This window comes from Bradyrhizobium sp. B097 (assembly GCF_038957035.1).
Taxonomy (GTDB): Bacteria; Pseudomonadota; Alphaproteobacteria; order Rhizobiales; family Xanthobacteraceae; genus Bradyrhizobium.
In genome coordinates this window covers 466001-481853 of sequence record NZ_CP152412.1, presented here as the reverse complement: position 1 = coordinate 481853, position 15853 = coordinate 466001, and the positions used below count along the sequence as shown (strand labels likewise).

Sequence of the window (15853 nt, the reverse complement as noted above, 5' to 3'; positions counted from 1 at the left end):
TGAGAGCCGAGATTGCCGTCGTCACGATTTCAGGCAAGGAAGACGCCGGCCGGCAATTCGCGGCCGCGCAGATATGACTGGCAAGGAGATCGTTCATGAGCGACGCGAACAACGCGAACCACCTGCTCGACGACGGGAGCTTTCTGCGGCACTCGTTCGCGGTTGCGCGCCGCGCGATCGGCCATGGCAATCATCCGTTCGGCGCCGTTCTCGTGAGTCGCGAAGGCAGCGTCCTGCTCGAGGCCGAGAACGGCTTCATGCCGTCGCGCGACGGCACGGCCCACGCCGAGCGACTGCTGGCGACCCTGGCATGCACGACGTTGTCCGCTGAGGTCCGCGCGACTGCGACGCTGTATTCATCCGCCGAGCCGTGCGCGATGTGTGCTGGCGCGATCTACTGGGCCGGCATCGGCCGCGTCGTCTACGGACTGAGCGAACACCGTCTGCGCGAACTGACCGGCAATCACCCCGATAATCCGACGCTCGATCTGCCCTGCCGCAACGTGTTCGATAGCGGTCAACGCACAACCGAAGTCGTCGGCCCGTTGCTTGAAGACGAGGCCGCGGTCGTGCATGAGGGCATCTGGAGCCGATAGTCGCGCAGCGACCCTGCCGGCCGGAATCCCGCCGTGCAGGAACGTGAAAAGTGGCGCCGCGGTGTGTCGCGGCGCCACCAGGAGCCACCCGTGGAACGGATCGGGTGGATCAGAACTTCACAGAGATACCGGAGTAGAGCGATTCTTCGGTACAGGAATTGTTGCTGACGCCGGGCGAGACATTGCAGACGACGCTCTTGGCGTGATCGAGGCCGAACTTGTTCTGCCAATACCGGTAGGCCACCCAGACGTCCACGAAATGTGAATACTTCGGACCCCAGAGCGCCTTGCTCGCGTCAAAGGTCAGACGGATCGGTTCGGAGTTGAGCTCGACGGCCGTGCTGATGTTGGTGACCGGATTGAACGCCATCGGTTCGTTCTCGGTGCCCTTCTTGCCGTACCAGCCCGCGCGACCACTGATCGAGAAGTACTGCATGTTCTCGGGCAGGAAGCCGAGATCCATGTAGTAGTTCACTTCGACAGCCCAGGTCGGGTTGAACTTGGTATTGCCGTCGGTGAGGCAGGTCACGCCGGGCACGCCCGGGCCGAACAGACCGCACTGGTCGAACGCATTGTGATTGGAGAACTCGTAGTACATCAACGGCGACACGTTGATGTAACCCTTGTACGGAAGATTGAATTCGAACTGGAGACCGGCGACGACGTCACGCTTGGCGGGCGCCAGGAAGTTGTTTTCCGTGTTGGCGTCCATGCCGACTTCGAACGAGATGTTGTTCAGCGGCCCCATGCTGAACGCCTTCGTGTTGAAGATCTGATTCCAGCCGAAGGTCGAGCGGAACAGGCCGTAGATCTCGGTCGCGCCGGCGCAGATTGCCGGAGCTCCCGTGATGGTCACACCGACATTCGAGCACGGCGACGCCGGGTCGTTGTGATCCGACTTGTACATCGAGATCGTGAAGAAGTTCTGGCCATAGGCCCAGATATCGAAATGCGTGAACGAGTAGACCTGCTTGGCGGTCTTTCCGTTGATGCTGCCGTCGGGGCGGACGGAGAATACGCCCGGATCAGTGCCGGAGAAGATGTAGGAGTAGGTCACGCGGTCGTCGATGACCAGGAAGAATGGCAGATCAGCTGCCGGCTTGGGTGCCTTGACTGGCAGATCTGCGGCGCTTGCAAGGTGAGCGACCGGCATCAACCCCAATGATAGTGCCGCGGCCGACAAGGTTCGGCGGATGTTGAACATTGTGAAAGACCCCCAGGAGTGAACGCAACGAATTCGTGCTGATGCAGGAGCGTGGCGCAGCTTCGGGGCGAACGGGAAGCCCGAAGTTTCTCCACGCGCTGACGCGTGTTTGATCAGCAACCTCCGCGAGATCAGTTTGATTGGGTCAGTCCCGTAGCGGTTGACGGCCGCAAAATTCGCTTCGACAGAATTCTGGATTTTTCGAATTATGCCCATCATTGCTAGACTTCCGCGACATTTGCGCGCAGCGCGGGGACGTACCGCCGGGGCGCGGGAAATCCGCTGGAATCCTGCAGCGATACGCTGCTCAACTTTGCGTCATCGTTGACCGCTCCACTTTCGAATTGGATCGACAGTCACATTTCTGCAACAACTTCCGCGGACGTGGCAGCAAGGCCGACTGACCGTCGCCCCCGCAAATTTACGGGACGATTCAATCGTGCCGAAGCCTTGAGCAAGCACTGGCGCTTTTTCCCTACTTACGCGTGCGTGAAAACTGGCCCACTATTGCGGCTCCTCTCTCCACGCATGCGATATCCCGGGATGCCAGACACGACATCTGCCGCGCAGCACACAGGTGCCACGCCGCTTCTGCAGACGGTCGGCTTGACCAAGCGCTACGGTTCGTTTCTCGCCAACGACAAGATCGATCTCGATATTCGGCCGCAAGAGATCCATGCGTTGCTCGGCGAGAACGGCGCCGGAAAATCCACCCTGGTGAAGACGATCTACGGCCTGATCCAGCCGAGCGAGGGCGAGATCCGCTGGCAGGGCAAGACGATCGTGCTGTCTGGGCCATCGGATGCGCGCGCACATGGAATCGGCATGGTGTTCCAGCATTTCTCGCTGTTCGACAATCTGACTGTCGCCGAGAATGTTGCGCTCGGCCTCGACGGCAAGGAGCCGTTCAAGGACATGTCGGCGCGCCTCGAGCAGGTGTCGCGTACATACGGACTTCCACTCGATCCGAAGCGGGAGGTCTGGCAGCTTTCGGTCGGCGAGCGGCAGCGTATCGAGATCGTGCGCGCGCTGATGCAGAATCCGCAATTCCTGATCCTCGACGAGCCGACTGCCGTGCTGACACCTCAGGAGGCCGATCAGCTCTTCATCGTGCTCAATCGCCTCAAGGCCGAAGGCCGCGCGATCCTCTACATCAGCCACAAGCTGGACGAGGTGAAGCGGCTCTGCGACACCGCAACGATCCTGCGCGGCGGACGCAAGGTCGAGACCTGCAATCCCAGGGCTGAGACCGCGGCGTCCCTTGCGCGCATGATGGTCGGCGGCGAGATCATGGAAGTGAAGGCTGCGGCGAGCCGCCAGATCACCGTGCCTCGCCTGCTGGTCAACGATCTCAGCCTCGCACCCGACGATCCGCACGGCATACGGCTCGAGCACATCTCGTTCGAGCTCCGGGGTGGTGAAATTCTAGGCATCGCCGGTGTTGCCGGTAACGGACAGGACGAACTGTTCGCAGCCCTTTCCGGCGAGCGACTGGCGAAAGACCCGGGCACGATCGTGATCGACGGACACGCGGCGGGTCACCTGTCGATCACCAGGCGCCGCAAGCTGGGTGCGGCCTTCATCCCGGAGGAACGGCTCGGCCACGGCACGGCGCCGCGCATGCGGCTCTCGGAAAACGCCCTCCTGACCGGCCACGCCATCGGCAATATGGTGCTTCATGGCTTCGTGAACACGGCCGCGACCCTGAAGACCGTCGACCGCACCACTGAGACTTTCGACGTGCGTAAAGCCAAGCGCGACCCGGAAGCGGCGAGCCTGTCGGGCGGCAACCTGCAGAAATTCATCGTCGGCCGCGAAATCCTCCGCGATCCCGTCGTGCTGATCGTGAACCAGCCGACCTGGGGCGTCGACGCGGGCGCGGCCGCCGTGATCCGGCAGGCCTTGCTCGATCTTGCCGCAGGCGGCGCCGCGGTGCTGGTGACGAGCCAGGACCTCGATGAACTTGCCGAAATCACCGACCGCATCGCCGTGATGTTCCATGGCCGCTTGTCGGTCCCCGTGCCAACCGCCGAAGCCAGCCGCGAGACACTCGGCCTGCTGATGGGCGGCAGCAGCATCGAAGCTCCGGAGACACCTCATGCAACTCGTGCTTGAGAAGCGCGCCGAGCGTTCCGCCACGATCGCCCTCATCTCGCCGCTGATCGCAATCGGGCTGACGATCGCCACCTTGTGCATCGTGTTCGCGGTGCTCGGCAAGAATCCGATTGCCGCGCTCGCCGTCTACTTCATCGCCCCTCTGACCGACGGCTACTCGCTGCAGGAAATCGCGGTCAAGGCGACGCCGCTGATCATGATCGCGATCGGCCTGTCGTTGTGCTATCTCGCCAACGCCTGGAATATCGGTGCCGAAGGCCAATTCCTGATCGGCGCGGTGGCCGGGAGTTGGCTCGCGGTGAAGACCCAGGGCACCGATGCCGGCCACTGGGTGTTGCCGGCGATGCTCGTGCTCGGCGCGGCCGCGGGCGCGCTCTACGCACTGATTCCGGCGATCTGCAAGGTGCGGTTCGGCGCCAGCGAGATCCTGACCTCGCTGATGCTGGTCTATGTCGCCGACCTCCTGCTGGACTATCTCGTGCGCGGGCCCTGGCGTGATCCGCAAGGCTTCAACTTTCCGACCACGGCCGAGTTCGATCCGGTGGCGACCGTGCCGACGCTGATCGAAGGCGGCCGGCTGCATCTTGGCTCGATCATCGCACTGTTCGTGGTGGCCGCCGGCGCGGTGCTGCTCGGCAGGACCATCAAGGGCTTCGAGATCCGCGTCGTCGGCGCCGCGCCGCGGGCAGCGCGGTTCGGCGGGTTCAACGCCAATCAGCTGGTGCTGCTGACCTTTGCAATCTCCGGCGCGCTGGCCGGGCTCGCCGGCATCATCGAGGTGGCCGGCCCGGTCGGCCATCTGCAGCCCGGCATTTCGCCGGGTTATGGCTTCACTGCGATCATCGTCGCCTTCCTCGGACGACTGAACCCAATTGGAATATTAATTGCAGGACTGTTCCTCGCACTGACCTTTATCGGCGGCGAGCAGGCCCAGATCGCGATGAAAATCCCGTTGGACGTCACCAAGGTGTTCCAGGGCATTCTGCTGTTCTACGTGCTCGCCTGCGATTCCCTGATCCTCTACCGCTTTCGGCTTATTTCCTCATCGCCAAAGGTGCAAAGTGGGGCTCATTGAGGCCATCATCCTGTCGGTGCTGGCGGCTTCCACGCCGCTGTTGCTCGCAGCCACCGGCGAACTCGTGACCGAGCGCTCGGGTGTGCTCAACCTCGGCGTCGAAGGCATGATGATCGTCGGCGCCGCCTGCGGCTTCGGCGGCGCGTGGCTCTCCGGTTCGATCATCGTCGGCGCGCTCTGCGGCATGGTCGCCGGCATCCTGATGTCGCTGATCTTTGCGTTGATGGCGCTCGGGCTCGCGGTCAATCAGGTCGCAACCGGCCTCGCGCTGACCATCCTCGGAATCGGGTTGTCCGGCCTGATCGGCGCCGGCTTCGTCGGTGAACGCATCACACCTGCACCGCATCTCCGCATTCCGGGCCTCAGCGACATTCCGCTGGCGGGGCGAATCCTCTTCGGGGAGGACGGATTTGTCTATCTTTCGATCGCCCTGGTGGTCGGCGTCTGGTGGTTCCTGTATCGGACGCGGGCCGGGCTGATCTTGCGCGCCTGCGGCGACAACCACGTCTCCGCCCATGCGTTGGGCTATCCGGTGCTCCGGATCCGGCTCTATGCGGTGATGTTCGGCGGCGCCTGCGCCGGGCTTGCCGGCGCCTATCTGCCGCTCGCCTACACGCCCTTCTTCATTCCCGGCATGACGGCAGGCCGCGGCTGGATCGCACTGGCGCTGACCGTTTTCGCGAGCTGGCGACCGGCCCGGCTGGTCGTCGGAGCCTACCTGTTTGGCGCCGTCACCATTCTTCAGCTCCACGCGCAAGGCGCCGGCATCGGAATTCCCTCGCAGTTCATGTCGTCGCTGCCCTATCTCGCGACCATCATCGTTCTGGTTCTGCTCTCGCGCGCGCGCACCGGCGGCTCGACGGCGCCCGCTGCGCTCGGAACCGTATTCGTGCCGGACCGCTAGCTTGATGTCGGTACGTGCCGCGATGGGGCGCCCACGTTCCGAACTATGGTTTCCCCGTTTGGAGATTGAGATGAAGAGAACATTATTTGCGGCGGCCGCGATTCTCCTGGCCGGATGCATCAACAGCGGCGCCTGGGCCGCCGACAAGCTGAAGGTTGGCTTTATCTATCTCGGACCGGTCGGCGACCTCGGCTGGACCTATCAGCACGAACTGGCGCGCCAGGCTCTTGTGAAGGAACTCGGCGACAAGATCGAAACGACATTCCTCGAGAACGTGCCCGAAGGACCGGACGCCGAACGCGCGGTCGAACAGCTTGTGCGTGCCGGCAACAAGCTGATCTTCACCACATCCTTCGGCTACATGGACCCGACGCTGAAGGTTGCGAAGAAATATCCCAATGTGCATTTCGAACATTGCTCGGGATACAAGCGCGACAAGAACATGTCGACCTATTCGGCGCGCTGGTACCAGGGCCGCTACATCCAGGGTCAGATCGCGGCCAAGATGTCGAAGGCCGGCGTGCTCGGCTACATCGGCTCGTTCCCGATTCCGGAGGTCGTGTCGGGCATCAACGCGACGATGCTGGGCGCCCAGACCATCAACCCGAACATCAAGGTCAAGATCATCTGGGTGAACTCCTGGTTCGATCCCGGCAAGGAAGCCGACGCCGCCAAGGCCCTGCTCGACCAGGGCGCCGATATGATCATGCAGCACACCGACAGCCCGGCTGCAATGCAGGTATCAAGCGAACGCGGCAAGCTCGCATTCGGCCAGGACTCTGAAATGATCAAGTTCGGTCCCAAGGCGCAGCTGACCTCGATCCTCGACACTTGGGCGCCCTACTACATTGAGCGCGTCAAGGCCGAGCTCGCCGGCACCTGGAAATCCGAAGACACCTGGGGCGGCCTCGACAGCAAGATGTTCGAGATGGCTCCCTACACCAACATGCCCGACGACGTGAAGAAGATGGCGGAGGACACGCAGGCCGCTATCGCCTCCGGCAAGCTGCATCCATTCAAGTGCCCCGTCGTCACGCAGGACGGCAAGGACGTCGAGTGCAAGGGCGGCGATCACCTCGAGGACACCCAGATCCTGGGCATGAATTTCTACGTCAAAGGGATCGACGACAAGCTCCCCGGGAAATAGACCCCGATCACGACCAGGCTCGGGCTCGGGTGATCCGGCCCGAGTCTCCTTGCGCGCTATCCCGCGTGCATTGCATTCGCGGCTGCGCTGTGACGTCGGATCAGGTCCGGAACATCGAGCCCGGGAATGGCTCCGTCGATCACGACCCATCTCCCTCCGACCATCACCCGATCAGCACGATGTGCGCCGCAAAGCACCAACGCGGCAAGCGGGTCGCCGGAGCCGGAGAAGCGCAGCTCATCAAGCTTGAACAGCGCGAGATCAGCCGCCTTGCCGACGGCGATCTCGCCCAGTTCCGGACGGCCGACGCAGGCGGCGGAGCCCCTGGTCGCCCATCGCAACGCATCCTTGTGGCTGACCTTCGTGACGCCGTAACGGGCGCGCTGCAACAGGAACGCGGCGCGGACTTCCTGCATCAGGTTGGATCCGTCGTTCGACGCCGAGCCGTCGACACCGAGCCCGATCACCACGCCGGCCTCCTCCATCTCGCAGACCGGACAGCAACCGGACGCCAGGATCTGGTTGCTGCAGGCGCAATGGCTGATGGTCGTTCCGGCCCCGGCCAGCCGCTTCATCTCCTGTGCATCGAAGAAGATGCCGTGAGCCAGCCAGGTCCGGGCATTCAGCCATCCGCACCGCTCGAGGTAATCGAGCGGGCGACAGCCATATATCTGCTGGCAAAACCTGTTCTCGTCCTCGGTCTCGGCAAGATGCGTGTGCAGCCGGACGTCGAGCCTGCCGGCGAGATCGGCGGTCGAGCGCATAAGCGACGTCGTCACCGAAAACGGCGAACACGGCGCCAGGGCGATCTGCACCATCGCGTCCCCGCCGCGCTCATGATGCTTCGACACCAGCCGCTCGCTGTCGGCAAGGATCGCATCCTCGTCCTGCACCACACTGTCCGGCGGCAATCCACCGTCACGCTGCGAGAGGTTCATCGAGCCGCGGGTGAGCAGCACACGGATACCCAGTCGCCTGGCCACCGCGACCTCGATGTCGATCGCCTCCTCGAGCCCCGCCGGAAACACGTAGTGGTGATCGGTGGTCGTGGTACAACCGGACAGCAGCAGCTCGGACATCGCGACGCTGACGCCGAGTTCGAGCGATTGCGGGGTCAGTCGCGCCCACACCGGATACAGCGCCTGCAGCCATGGAAACAGCTCGCGATCCATCGCAGCGGGCAGCGCCCGCGTCAGCGTCTGATAGAAATGATGGTGGGTATTGATCAGCCCGGGCAGCACGACATGGGCGCTCGCGTCGTAGACCGCAACATTCGCCGTCGTCGGCTGTTGCCCGGCGCCCACGCACTCGACGATCTTGCCGCCATGGACCACAACGCCGCGTTCGGCTCCGTTGGCGAGAATCGACAGGGGATCCTTGATCCAGATTGCCTGCATTTGATCCGTCATTTTCGTCTCCCGAGCCGGCGAACGCCATTCCTGACCTGCAAGGACCGTCCCACGTCCACGAGACTTGGCGTTGCTCTTGCAGGACTTCATAGTCAATGATGCATCTCGTTGAAAGCGCTGGCGTATCCATGGACTTGAACACCATCACCGAGGTTGTCCATCCGCTCTCGCGGGCGCAACTGCCCGTTTGGACGGCAGGCGATGCCTGGCTCGCGGGCGGGACCTGGCTGTTCTCGGAGCCCCAGGTGCATCTCATCCGCCTGATCGATCTCGCTGAGCTGAATTGGCCGGCCCTCACGATTGGTGACACGCATCTGAGCATTGCGGCGACCTGTACGGTCGCGCAGCTCGATGCCTTGGCCTGTCCGCCGGACTGGATGGCCGCGCCGCTGATCAACCAGTGCTGCCGTGCTTTTCTCGCTTCGTTCAAGATCTGGAAGACCGCGACCATCGGCGGCAACATCTGCATGTCGCTGCCGGCGGGACCGATGATTTCACTGACCTCGGCGCTCGATGGCGTGTGCACGATCTGGCCAGCCCGCGGCGGCGAGCGAACCATCCCGGTCATGGACTTCGTGACCGGCGATCATGCAAACGTGCTGGCCCCCGGTGACCTGCTGCGGCAAATCGATATCCCGATCGCTGCCCTGAAGCGGCGCTCGGCATTCCGCCAGATTTCGCTGACGCCGGTCGGCCGCTCAGCCGTGCTGCTGATCGGCAGCGTCGACAACAACGGCAGCTTCACACTGACCGTCACCGCCTCGACGGTGCGGCCGGTGCAATTGTCGTTTCCTGCCATGCCTCGTGCCGACCAACTCCGCGACACGATCCAGCGGCGCATTGCGGATGGCCTCTACCACGCCGACGTTCATGGCAGGCCGCTGTGGCGCAAGCACATGACGTTGCGGCTTGCCGAGGAGATCCGCGACGAATTGCAGGCGCACCCATGACGTTCGAGATCAACGGCAAGACGTTCTCGAATCCACCACGTCCCGGACAATGCCTGCGCACGTTCCTGCGCGAGCTCGGTCATCTCGGCGTCAAGAAGGGTTGCGATGCCGGCGACTGCGGCGCCTGCACGGTGCTGCTCGACGGCGAGCCGGTCCATAGCTGCCTGATCCCGGCATTCCGCGCCGACGGCCATGCGATAACCACCATCGAGGGTTTTGCCGGCATCACCGGCACGCATCCGCTGCAGCAGGCGTTTCTCGATGCGCAGGGATTTCAGTGCGGCTTCTGCACTGCCGGCATGATCCTGACCTGTGCCTCGCTGAACCAGGCACAACGGCAGGACCTGGACGCGGCGTTGAAGGGCAATATCTGCCGCTGCACCGGCTATCGTTCGATCCAGGACGCGCTCGACGGCAAGACCAACATAGAGGATGCCACGGCCGGCACGGCCTTTGGCCGCAGCCTGCCCGCCCCCGCGGGCCCCCTGATCGTGCGCGGTGCAGCGCCCTACACCTTCGACACGACGATCGACGGCCTGCTGCACATCAAGCTGCTGCGCTCTCCTCACGCCCACGCGAGAATAGTCGCGATCGACAAGACGGATGCGCTGAAGGCCGCCGGCGTCCACGCGGTGCTGACGCATGAGGACGCGCCCGATTGCCTGTTCTCGACCGCGCGCCACGAGCGCGACTGGATGGATCCCGATGACACCAGGGTGCTCGACACCACCGTCCGCTTCATCGGTCAGAAGGTCGCAGCTGTCGTGGCGGACAGCGAAGCCGCCGCGGAAAATGCCTGCCGGCTGATCAAGGTCGCGTATGAGATCCTTCCCGCCGTGTTCGATCCCACCGAATCCATCGCCGCGGGCGCTCCGGCCATTCATGCCGACAAGACGACCGCGCATCGCGTCGCCAATGCCGCGCGCAACATTGTCGCCGAAACGCATGGCGAATTTGGCGACGTCACACGCGGATTCGCCGAGGCGGCTGTCACCTATGAGGGGACCTTCACCACCCAGCGCGTCCAGCACGCCGCACTCGAGACCCATGGCGGGCTGGCATGGCTTGACGCCTCGGGCGTGCTCAACGTCCGTTCCAGCACGCAGGTCCCATTCCTGACCCGCCGCGCGCTGGCCAGCCTTTTCAAGCTGCCGGCCGACAAGGTCCGGGTGTTCTGCGAGCGCGTCGGCGGCGGCTTCGGCGGCAAGCAGGAGATGCTCGTCGAGGACATCCTGGCGCTCGCCGCACTCCGCACGGGGCGGCCGGTCAAGCTCGAATTCACACGCGAAGAGCAATTCACGGCGACCTCGACGCGGCATCCAATGCAAGTGACAGTCAAGGCCGGGGCAGACAAGGACGGCAATCTGACGGCCCTGCAGCTCGATGTGCTCTCGAACACGGGTGCCTATGGCAATCACGCAGGCCCTGTGCTCTTCCACGCGGTCAGCGAATCCATCAGCGTCTACAACTGCCCGAACAAGAAGGTTGATGCGATTGCCTGCTACACGAACACGCTGCCGGCCGGCGCCTTCCGCGGCTATGGTCTGCCGCAGACGCTGATCGCCGTCGAGGCGGCCATCGACGAACTCGCCAGACAGCTCGGCATCTCGCCGTTCGATATGCGCCGTCGCAATGTGGTCAAGCCAGGCGACCCGATGCTCGCGCCACCCGGCTCCGAATATCACGACGTGACGTACGGCTCCTACGGCCTCGACCAGTGTCTCGACCTGGTTGAGCGCGCGATGTCAGCGGAAACCCCGACACCGCAGCTCTCCGCTGACTGGCTGGTCGGCGACGGCATCGCCCTGACCATGATCGATACCGTACCACCCGCCGGCCACCTCGCGGATTGCAGGATCAGGCTCTGCGACGACGGGCATTTCGAGCTGACCGTCGGCACCGCGGAATTCGGTAACGGCACCAGCACGGTGCATCGCCAGATCGCGGCCACCGCGCTCGCCACGTCGGTCGATCGCATCCGCCTGAGACAATCCGACACCGCGCATGGCGGCCACGACACCGGCGCCTATGGCAGCGCGGGGATTTTCGTGGCCGGAAGCGCGACGCAGGCCGCGGCCGAGAATCTGGCGGGCGACCTGAAGGCACTGGCCTGCCGTCTGGCTGGAGGTGATCCTGGCACCTGCGTGCTGGAGGCCGATCACGCGGTCTGCGGCAAGGAGCGACTGCCCTATATCGAGCTTGCGCGCTCGGCGCGCGGCAGCGGCCAGCTCCTGCAAGCCAGCGGCACGTCGGAGGGAACGCCGCGTTCGGTCGCATTCAACGTGCAGGGGTTCCGTGTCGCAGTGAACAAGGGTACCGGCGCGCTCAAGATCCTGAGGAGCGTGCAGGCCGCCGATGCCGGCCGTGTCGCCAACCCGATGCAGTGCCGCGGTCAGGTCGAGGGCGGCGTGGCGCAATCGCTGGGCGCGGCACTCTTTGAGGAGTTGGTGATCGACAGCGGCGGCCGCGTGATCAATCCGAGCTTCCGGGACTATCACTTACCAGCTTTCGCAGACGTGCCGCGCACCGACGTCTATTTTGCCGACACGTCCGACAGCGTCGGCCCGATGGGAGCGAAATCGATGAGCGAGAGCCCCTACAACCCCGTCGCCGCCGCGCTCGGCAACGCCATCGCCGACGCCACCGGCATCCGCTTTACCGACGTTCCCTTCAAGCCTGACCGGCTGTTTCCGGAACTACTGAAGAAATTTGGCTAGGCCGTGTGCCTATAAACGCCGCGCGGCGTGACGTGACTGGTGACTACGTCGATTTCCCCATATCGCGACCAAGTTAGCGCGGCAGCGCAATATGTCGCGATGGGCCAAAAGCGGCAAGTCGGAAGCAAATGCCCGCGCGGAATGCAGCCTCGTTTTATGGCGAACCGGCCGCGACTAGCTTGCGCCGCGCCGCGACGAGGTCAATGAGCCTGGACCTGTTTTTCTTGTACGCCTTGTCGAGCTCACGGACGTGGCCGAGCAACACCCATGGCGCCACTCTCCCCAAGTGCTCCATGACCTCAGCAGTTTGCGCCTTCCGGACAGAAGCCCGCATCTTCTGGTTGGAGAAGTAAAGCATCAGCGAATGCGAGCGGCTGGTCGGTATCACGCCGTACATCAGTGTCGTAGTCGTCATGCTATAGGCATAGAGCATGTCCGACAGCGGCATCAGTCGGAACCTGAACCAGCCCCTTTGCAACACGTGCGTGTCAGTGATCCGCACGTGGCCGCGAAGCTTCAAGGCAGATCTGGCTGTCACAATGTCGTGCTCCAGCCGCGCGCTGAGCATTTCCAACGCATTGGCGGACTGGCTGCAGACCGCACGCAAATCGGGATGCGATGATGGCGCGTTTAATCGCGATAGTGCTCGCCCGCCGATCCAGGCAACGAGCGCCAATGGTACCGCAATCAAGATCAGCACGGCCGCAACGGCGGCGGAGGTGTATTTCTCCGTGTCGAGCATGACAGGGAGGAACGCCGCGCTGGCATCGCCACTCCGCTTAACGAGGCGACTGATCCGGTCGATTGTCTCAATGTCGGCGGCAAGCAGGCCGCCGCTCAGCGCTCTCGCGTCGAGAACGCGATCCGGAGCCGCCTTGATCAAGAGCAAGCGGTCTCCGAGCTGAGCAATAGAGAAGATCGCGCGGTCATGTTTGTGCCGGGAGTAGACGCCGGTCGAAACGACTTTATCGGCCTGCAGCGCGACCCAGTTGCGCGACAGTTGCGGAAGATTCGTCACCGCGCGCACTTGGTCTTGCGACATCGCAACGACGCCTCTGGCGTAGTTGCCGAGAAACTGTACGTTTTCCAGCACCATGACAGCCGCAAACGCGAACAGCAGAAGGCATGCGCCGAGCTGACGCAAGCTCGTGTTGCGTATCTGGCGCTCGACCCATGTCATGCTCATACCTCTGCTTCCGGTCGGACCCGCATAAAGTTCGGGCGTTTGTCTGCCTGGTCCTTCGAGGCAAGCACCCTGGGAATGTCGCGCGAATGCAATTTCCGATCGTTCGGGAAACGCGCCAGCCTCAGCCGCGAAGCAAGCGACAAATCCGTCCACAGCCGCCGCGACGATCAATCTTAAGCGTATCGTCTTGCTTCAGGACTGCTGCCGGAGACTGCCGCGCAGGCGATTAAAGCGACTTTAACGGCGGGGACGTGGCTTGACGTCGGTCACGTTTCGATTGCTTAAACTCATAAAATTTGAGCTTTGGTCTTCCCCGCTTGTTAGAGCTCCGTTCCGATTCCATCGGAACGGAAATAGCTCCGGTGCGGGCGAGGAGGGTGCACGATTTCGGAATATTGGAAATATATTCCTGAGTTGCCCGACGTGTCAAATTGCCTCGTCGAACGCCGGCAGCCGCCAGCTACTTTGCATGGGGTTGTTTTCGATATTTTGGCAGCGCGCCCGCTGCGGGGTGGCCGCCGTCAACGCGGCTCGCAACGCGGGGCAGGAGCACCGGCCTACTTCCGCCCCACCGTACACTCGATCTGTCCATGAGGCTCGTCGGTGGGCAGGAATACGTCGTTGTTGTTATCCAGTCCGAAAGCAGAGAGGTTGATCGGGATGAAGTGCATGTTTGGGCAGGCCATGCTGATCTCGGATATCTCAGGGACCGCGGCAAGCGCCGCCTCGCCCATGCGGTAAAGACTGTCCTGCACGCTCCTGCTGTAGGTCGTCGAGAAGACCCTTAGCATGGTGTCAAGGATCTTCGCGTTCGTCGCCGGATAGCTTTCGGGCTTTGCGGACCATGCCCACGACGCGACCATGCTGGTCGCGCAGATGCGATCCGCGGTCTCCGGGATCGTGGTGTAGCGATCCTTGACATAGTTCTCCCAGCCCGACTGGGTCGACTTCATGAATGCGAGCCCATCGACACCCGAACTCAGCGTCGAGGAGCCATCGCGCGTCATCGTGGCCTCGACCGTCGGGCGGCCGTTGCCATCGAGCACGAAACTGTGCGGGTGTGGCTTGCCGTCAAAACTCAGCCGGCTCCATTTGGTCTCGTGCGAGGTGATCGCGACCGATGAAATCTGCTGATAGGTGTCGAGATATTTTCTCGCCAACACCTGGCAGAACTCCTCGGCGCACAGACCGGTGTTTTCGCGAGCGACGACATTGACGATGTTCTTGATGGTGTCGGTCGAGACCGTCATGATATTGTCGGCATCGGTATAGGTGCGCGCGAAGTCGCCTTCGACCATCGCCTTGATGTTGAGCTGACTGACCTCCTGCCGCTCTCCATCGCGGTGAATCCGCATCACGCGGACGCGGCCCTTGCCATATCGGTTCTTGATCAGCGGCACGTCAAAGTCTCCAGCAATGGCACCAGGGCTGGCATGGCTCGCCGCCCGTCGTGGCCAGTATTGAGCAACGTTTGTGCCATCAGCAAGCTCGCGCCACCCACCGCGTCATGGATAGACCAGGTTCGATCACCGGAAGTGGCACCCACGGTATGGCCTCGCTGCCGGAATCTTCACCATCCCTGCCGCACCTTTCAGCAGTCATCAGCCGCTTGCGATTCCGTACCTAGCTTCCGCGATAGGTCGCGTAACTCCATGGCGTCACGAGGAGCGGTACATGCAAATGGCCTTCGGGTTCGCTGACCGAAAAGCGCAACGGTATCTTGTCCAGGAACGGCGGATTGGACAAGGGCACGCCACGCTTGGCGAAGTAATCGCCCACCTCGAACAGCAACTCGTACTGTCCTGCGGGAACGGGACGTCCACCGATCAAGGGGTGATCGGTGCGTCCGTCGGCGTTCGTCGCGGTACGCGTCACCGTGCGGCTCGCGCCCTGTTCGGCGAGTTCGATCAGTTCGACCGTAACACCCGCCGCGGGCTTGCCGCTGTGAGTATCCAGCACATGGGTTGAAAGACGCCCATGCACGGCAAGCCTGTCGTCGGCCGCCACCGTCTGGTCGAGCCTCAGCGCCGCGATGCGGCAGATCTCCTCAACCGAGTTTTGCATCTCGACAGCGGCGTCATTCGGCAGGCGTCGCTCGAAATCACGTAGAATGGAATCCTTGGTGTGGCGGCGCACGCAGACGATGTAGGGGAAGCCGAACTTGGCGCGATAGGCACTATTGACGCGTTGAAACGCGTCGTACTCCGCCTCGGACAGCCGATCGAGCCCCACGCTGTTTTGCTCGGCGTTGGACTCGCTGGTGAGACCCGCTGCACGCTGCGTCTTGTCGGCGAGATCGGGATGCATCTTGATCAGTGCCAGTCGCAGTTCGGACGGCGCCTGCTCGACCGCCGCCTTCATCGCCATGAACAATTGAGCGATCCCGGCATACGGCCGCTTCATCGCAACCTGTTCGGCAACCCAGGGCGAATGCTCGAAGACATTGGCGAGGACCGCGACAAAGTCATCTCGGCTCGCATTGTTGAGATCGATCAACGTCGTCATGAATTCGTCCGCTGGTCCATCGATGGATGGCTCTTCGACATGCGG

General features: G+C 62.9%; 12 protein-coding genes. 7 read left to right on the top strand and 5 right to left on the bottom strand.

The window, feature by feature from the left end; translation table 11 throughout:
- Positions 1 to 95 precede the first annotated feature (95 nt).
- Positions 96 to 596 (top strand): nucleoside deaminase, encoded by a 501-nt coding sequence (locus tag AAFG07_RS02280; RefSeq protein WP_342725827.1) that lies wholly within the window; start codon positions 96 to 98, stop codon positions 594 to 596.
- Positions 597 to 705: 109 nt separating this feature from the next.
- Here AAFG07_RS02280 and AAFG07_RS02275 read toward each other — a convergent pair whose 3' ends face one another.
- Positions 706 to 1749, bottom strand: coding sequence for a hypothetical protein (locus tag AAFG07_RS02275; protein ID WP_342729432.1), 1044 nt, complete (start codon positions 1747 to 1749; stop codon positions 706 to 708).
- Positions 1750 to 2343: 594 nt separating this feature from the next.
- Here AAFG07_RS02275 and AAFG07_RS02270 point away from each other — a divergent pair.
- The 4 genes from AAFG07_RS02270 (at position 2344) to AAFG07_RS02255 (ending at position 7041) form a co-directional block, all read left to right on the top strand.
- Entirely contained in the window at positions 2344 to 3915 is a 1572-nt protein-coding gene (locus AAFG07_RS02270) for an ABC transporter ATP-binding protein (RefSeq protein WP_342725826.1), read from the top strand.
- On the top strand, positions 3899 to 4990 hold the full coding sequence (locus tag AAFG07_RS02265) for an ABC transporter permease (protein WP_342725825.1): 1092 nt from the start codon (positions 3899 to 3901) through the stop codon (positions 4988 to 4990). Before AAFG07_RS02270 ends, AAFG07_RS02265 begins: the two co-directional genes overlap by 17 nt.
- Positions 4977 to 5894: an ABC transporter permease gene (locus AAFG07_RS02260; RefSeq protein ID WP_342725824.1), complete on the top strand. Its 918-nt coding sequence runs from the start codon at positions 4977 to 4979 to the stop codon at positions 5892 to 5894. The genes AAFG07_RS02265 and AAFG07_RS02260 overlap by 14 nt, the downstream gene beginning before the upstream one ends.
- 70 nt (positions 5895 to 5964) lie before the next feature.
- The gene (locus tag AAFG07_RS02255) at positions 5965 to 7041 is read left to right on the top strand and encodes a BMP family ABC transporter substrate-binding protein (RefSeq protein ID WP_342725823.1); all 1077 of its coding nucleotides are present in this window, start codon (positions 5965 to 5967) and stop codon (positions 7039 to 7041) included.
- A gap of 56 nt (positions 7042 to 7097) precedes the next feature.
- Here the strand turns inward: AAFG07_RS02255 and AAFG07_RS02250 are convergent, their stop codons facing one another.
- Positions 7098 to 8450: an 8-oxoguanine deaminase gene (locus AAFG07_RS02250; protein WP_342725822.1), complete on the bottom strand. Its 1353-nt coding sequence runs from the start codon at positions 8448 to 8450 to the stop codon at positions 7098 to 7100.
- Positions 8451 to 8578: 128 nt separating this feature from the next.
- Between AAFG07_RS02250 and AAFG07_RS02245 the strand changes: the two genes are divergently transcribed.
- Both AAFG07_RS02245 and AAFG07_RS02240 read left to right on the top strand, forming a co-directional pair.
- A complete protein-coding gene (locus AAFG07_RS02245; RefSeq protein ID WP_342725821.1) occupies positions 8579 to 9400 on the top strand; it encodes an FAD binding domain-containing protein in 822 nt (273 codons plus the stop codon).
- Positions 9397 to 12117 (top strand): molybdopterin-dependent oxidoreductase, encoded by a 2721-nt coding sequence (locus AAFG07_RS02240; protein ID WP_342725820.1) that lies wholly within the window; start codon positions 9397 to 9399, stop codon positions 12115 to 12117. Before AAFG07_RS02245 ends, AAFG07_RS02240 begins: the two co-directional genes overlap by 4 nt.
- A 154-nt stretch (positions 12118 to 12271) precedes the next feature.
- Here AAFG07_RS02240 and AAFG07_RS02235 read toward each other — a convergent pair whose 3' ends face one another.
- The 3 genes from AAFG07_RS02235 to uraD form a co-directional block, all read right to left on the bottom strand.
- Positions 12272 to 13297 carry a hypothetical protein gene (locus AAFG07_RS02235; RefSeq protein WP_342725819.1) on the bottom strand — a complete coding sequence of 342 codons (1026 nt, stop codon included), beginning with the start codon at positions 13295 to 13297 and terminating at the stop codon, positions 12272 to 12274.
- Positions 13298 to 13860: 563 nt separating this feature from the next.
- Positions 13861 to 14703, bottom strand: coding sequence for a factor-independent urate hydroxylase (pucL, locus tag AAFG07_RS02230; RefSeq protein WP_342725818.1), 843 nt, complete (start codon positions 14701 to 14703; stop codon positions 13861 to 13863).
- A gap of 223 nt (positions 14704 to 14926) precedes the next feature.
- Entirely contained in the window at positions 14927 to 15808 is an 882-nt protein-coding gene (gene uraD / locus AAFG07_RS02225; protein ID WP_342725817.1) for a 2-oxo-4-hydroxy-4-carboxy-5-ureidoimidazoline decarboxylase, read from the bottom strand.
- Positions 15809 to 15853: the final 45 nt, after the last annotated feature.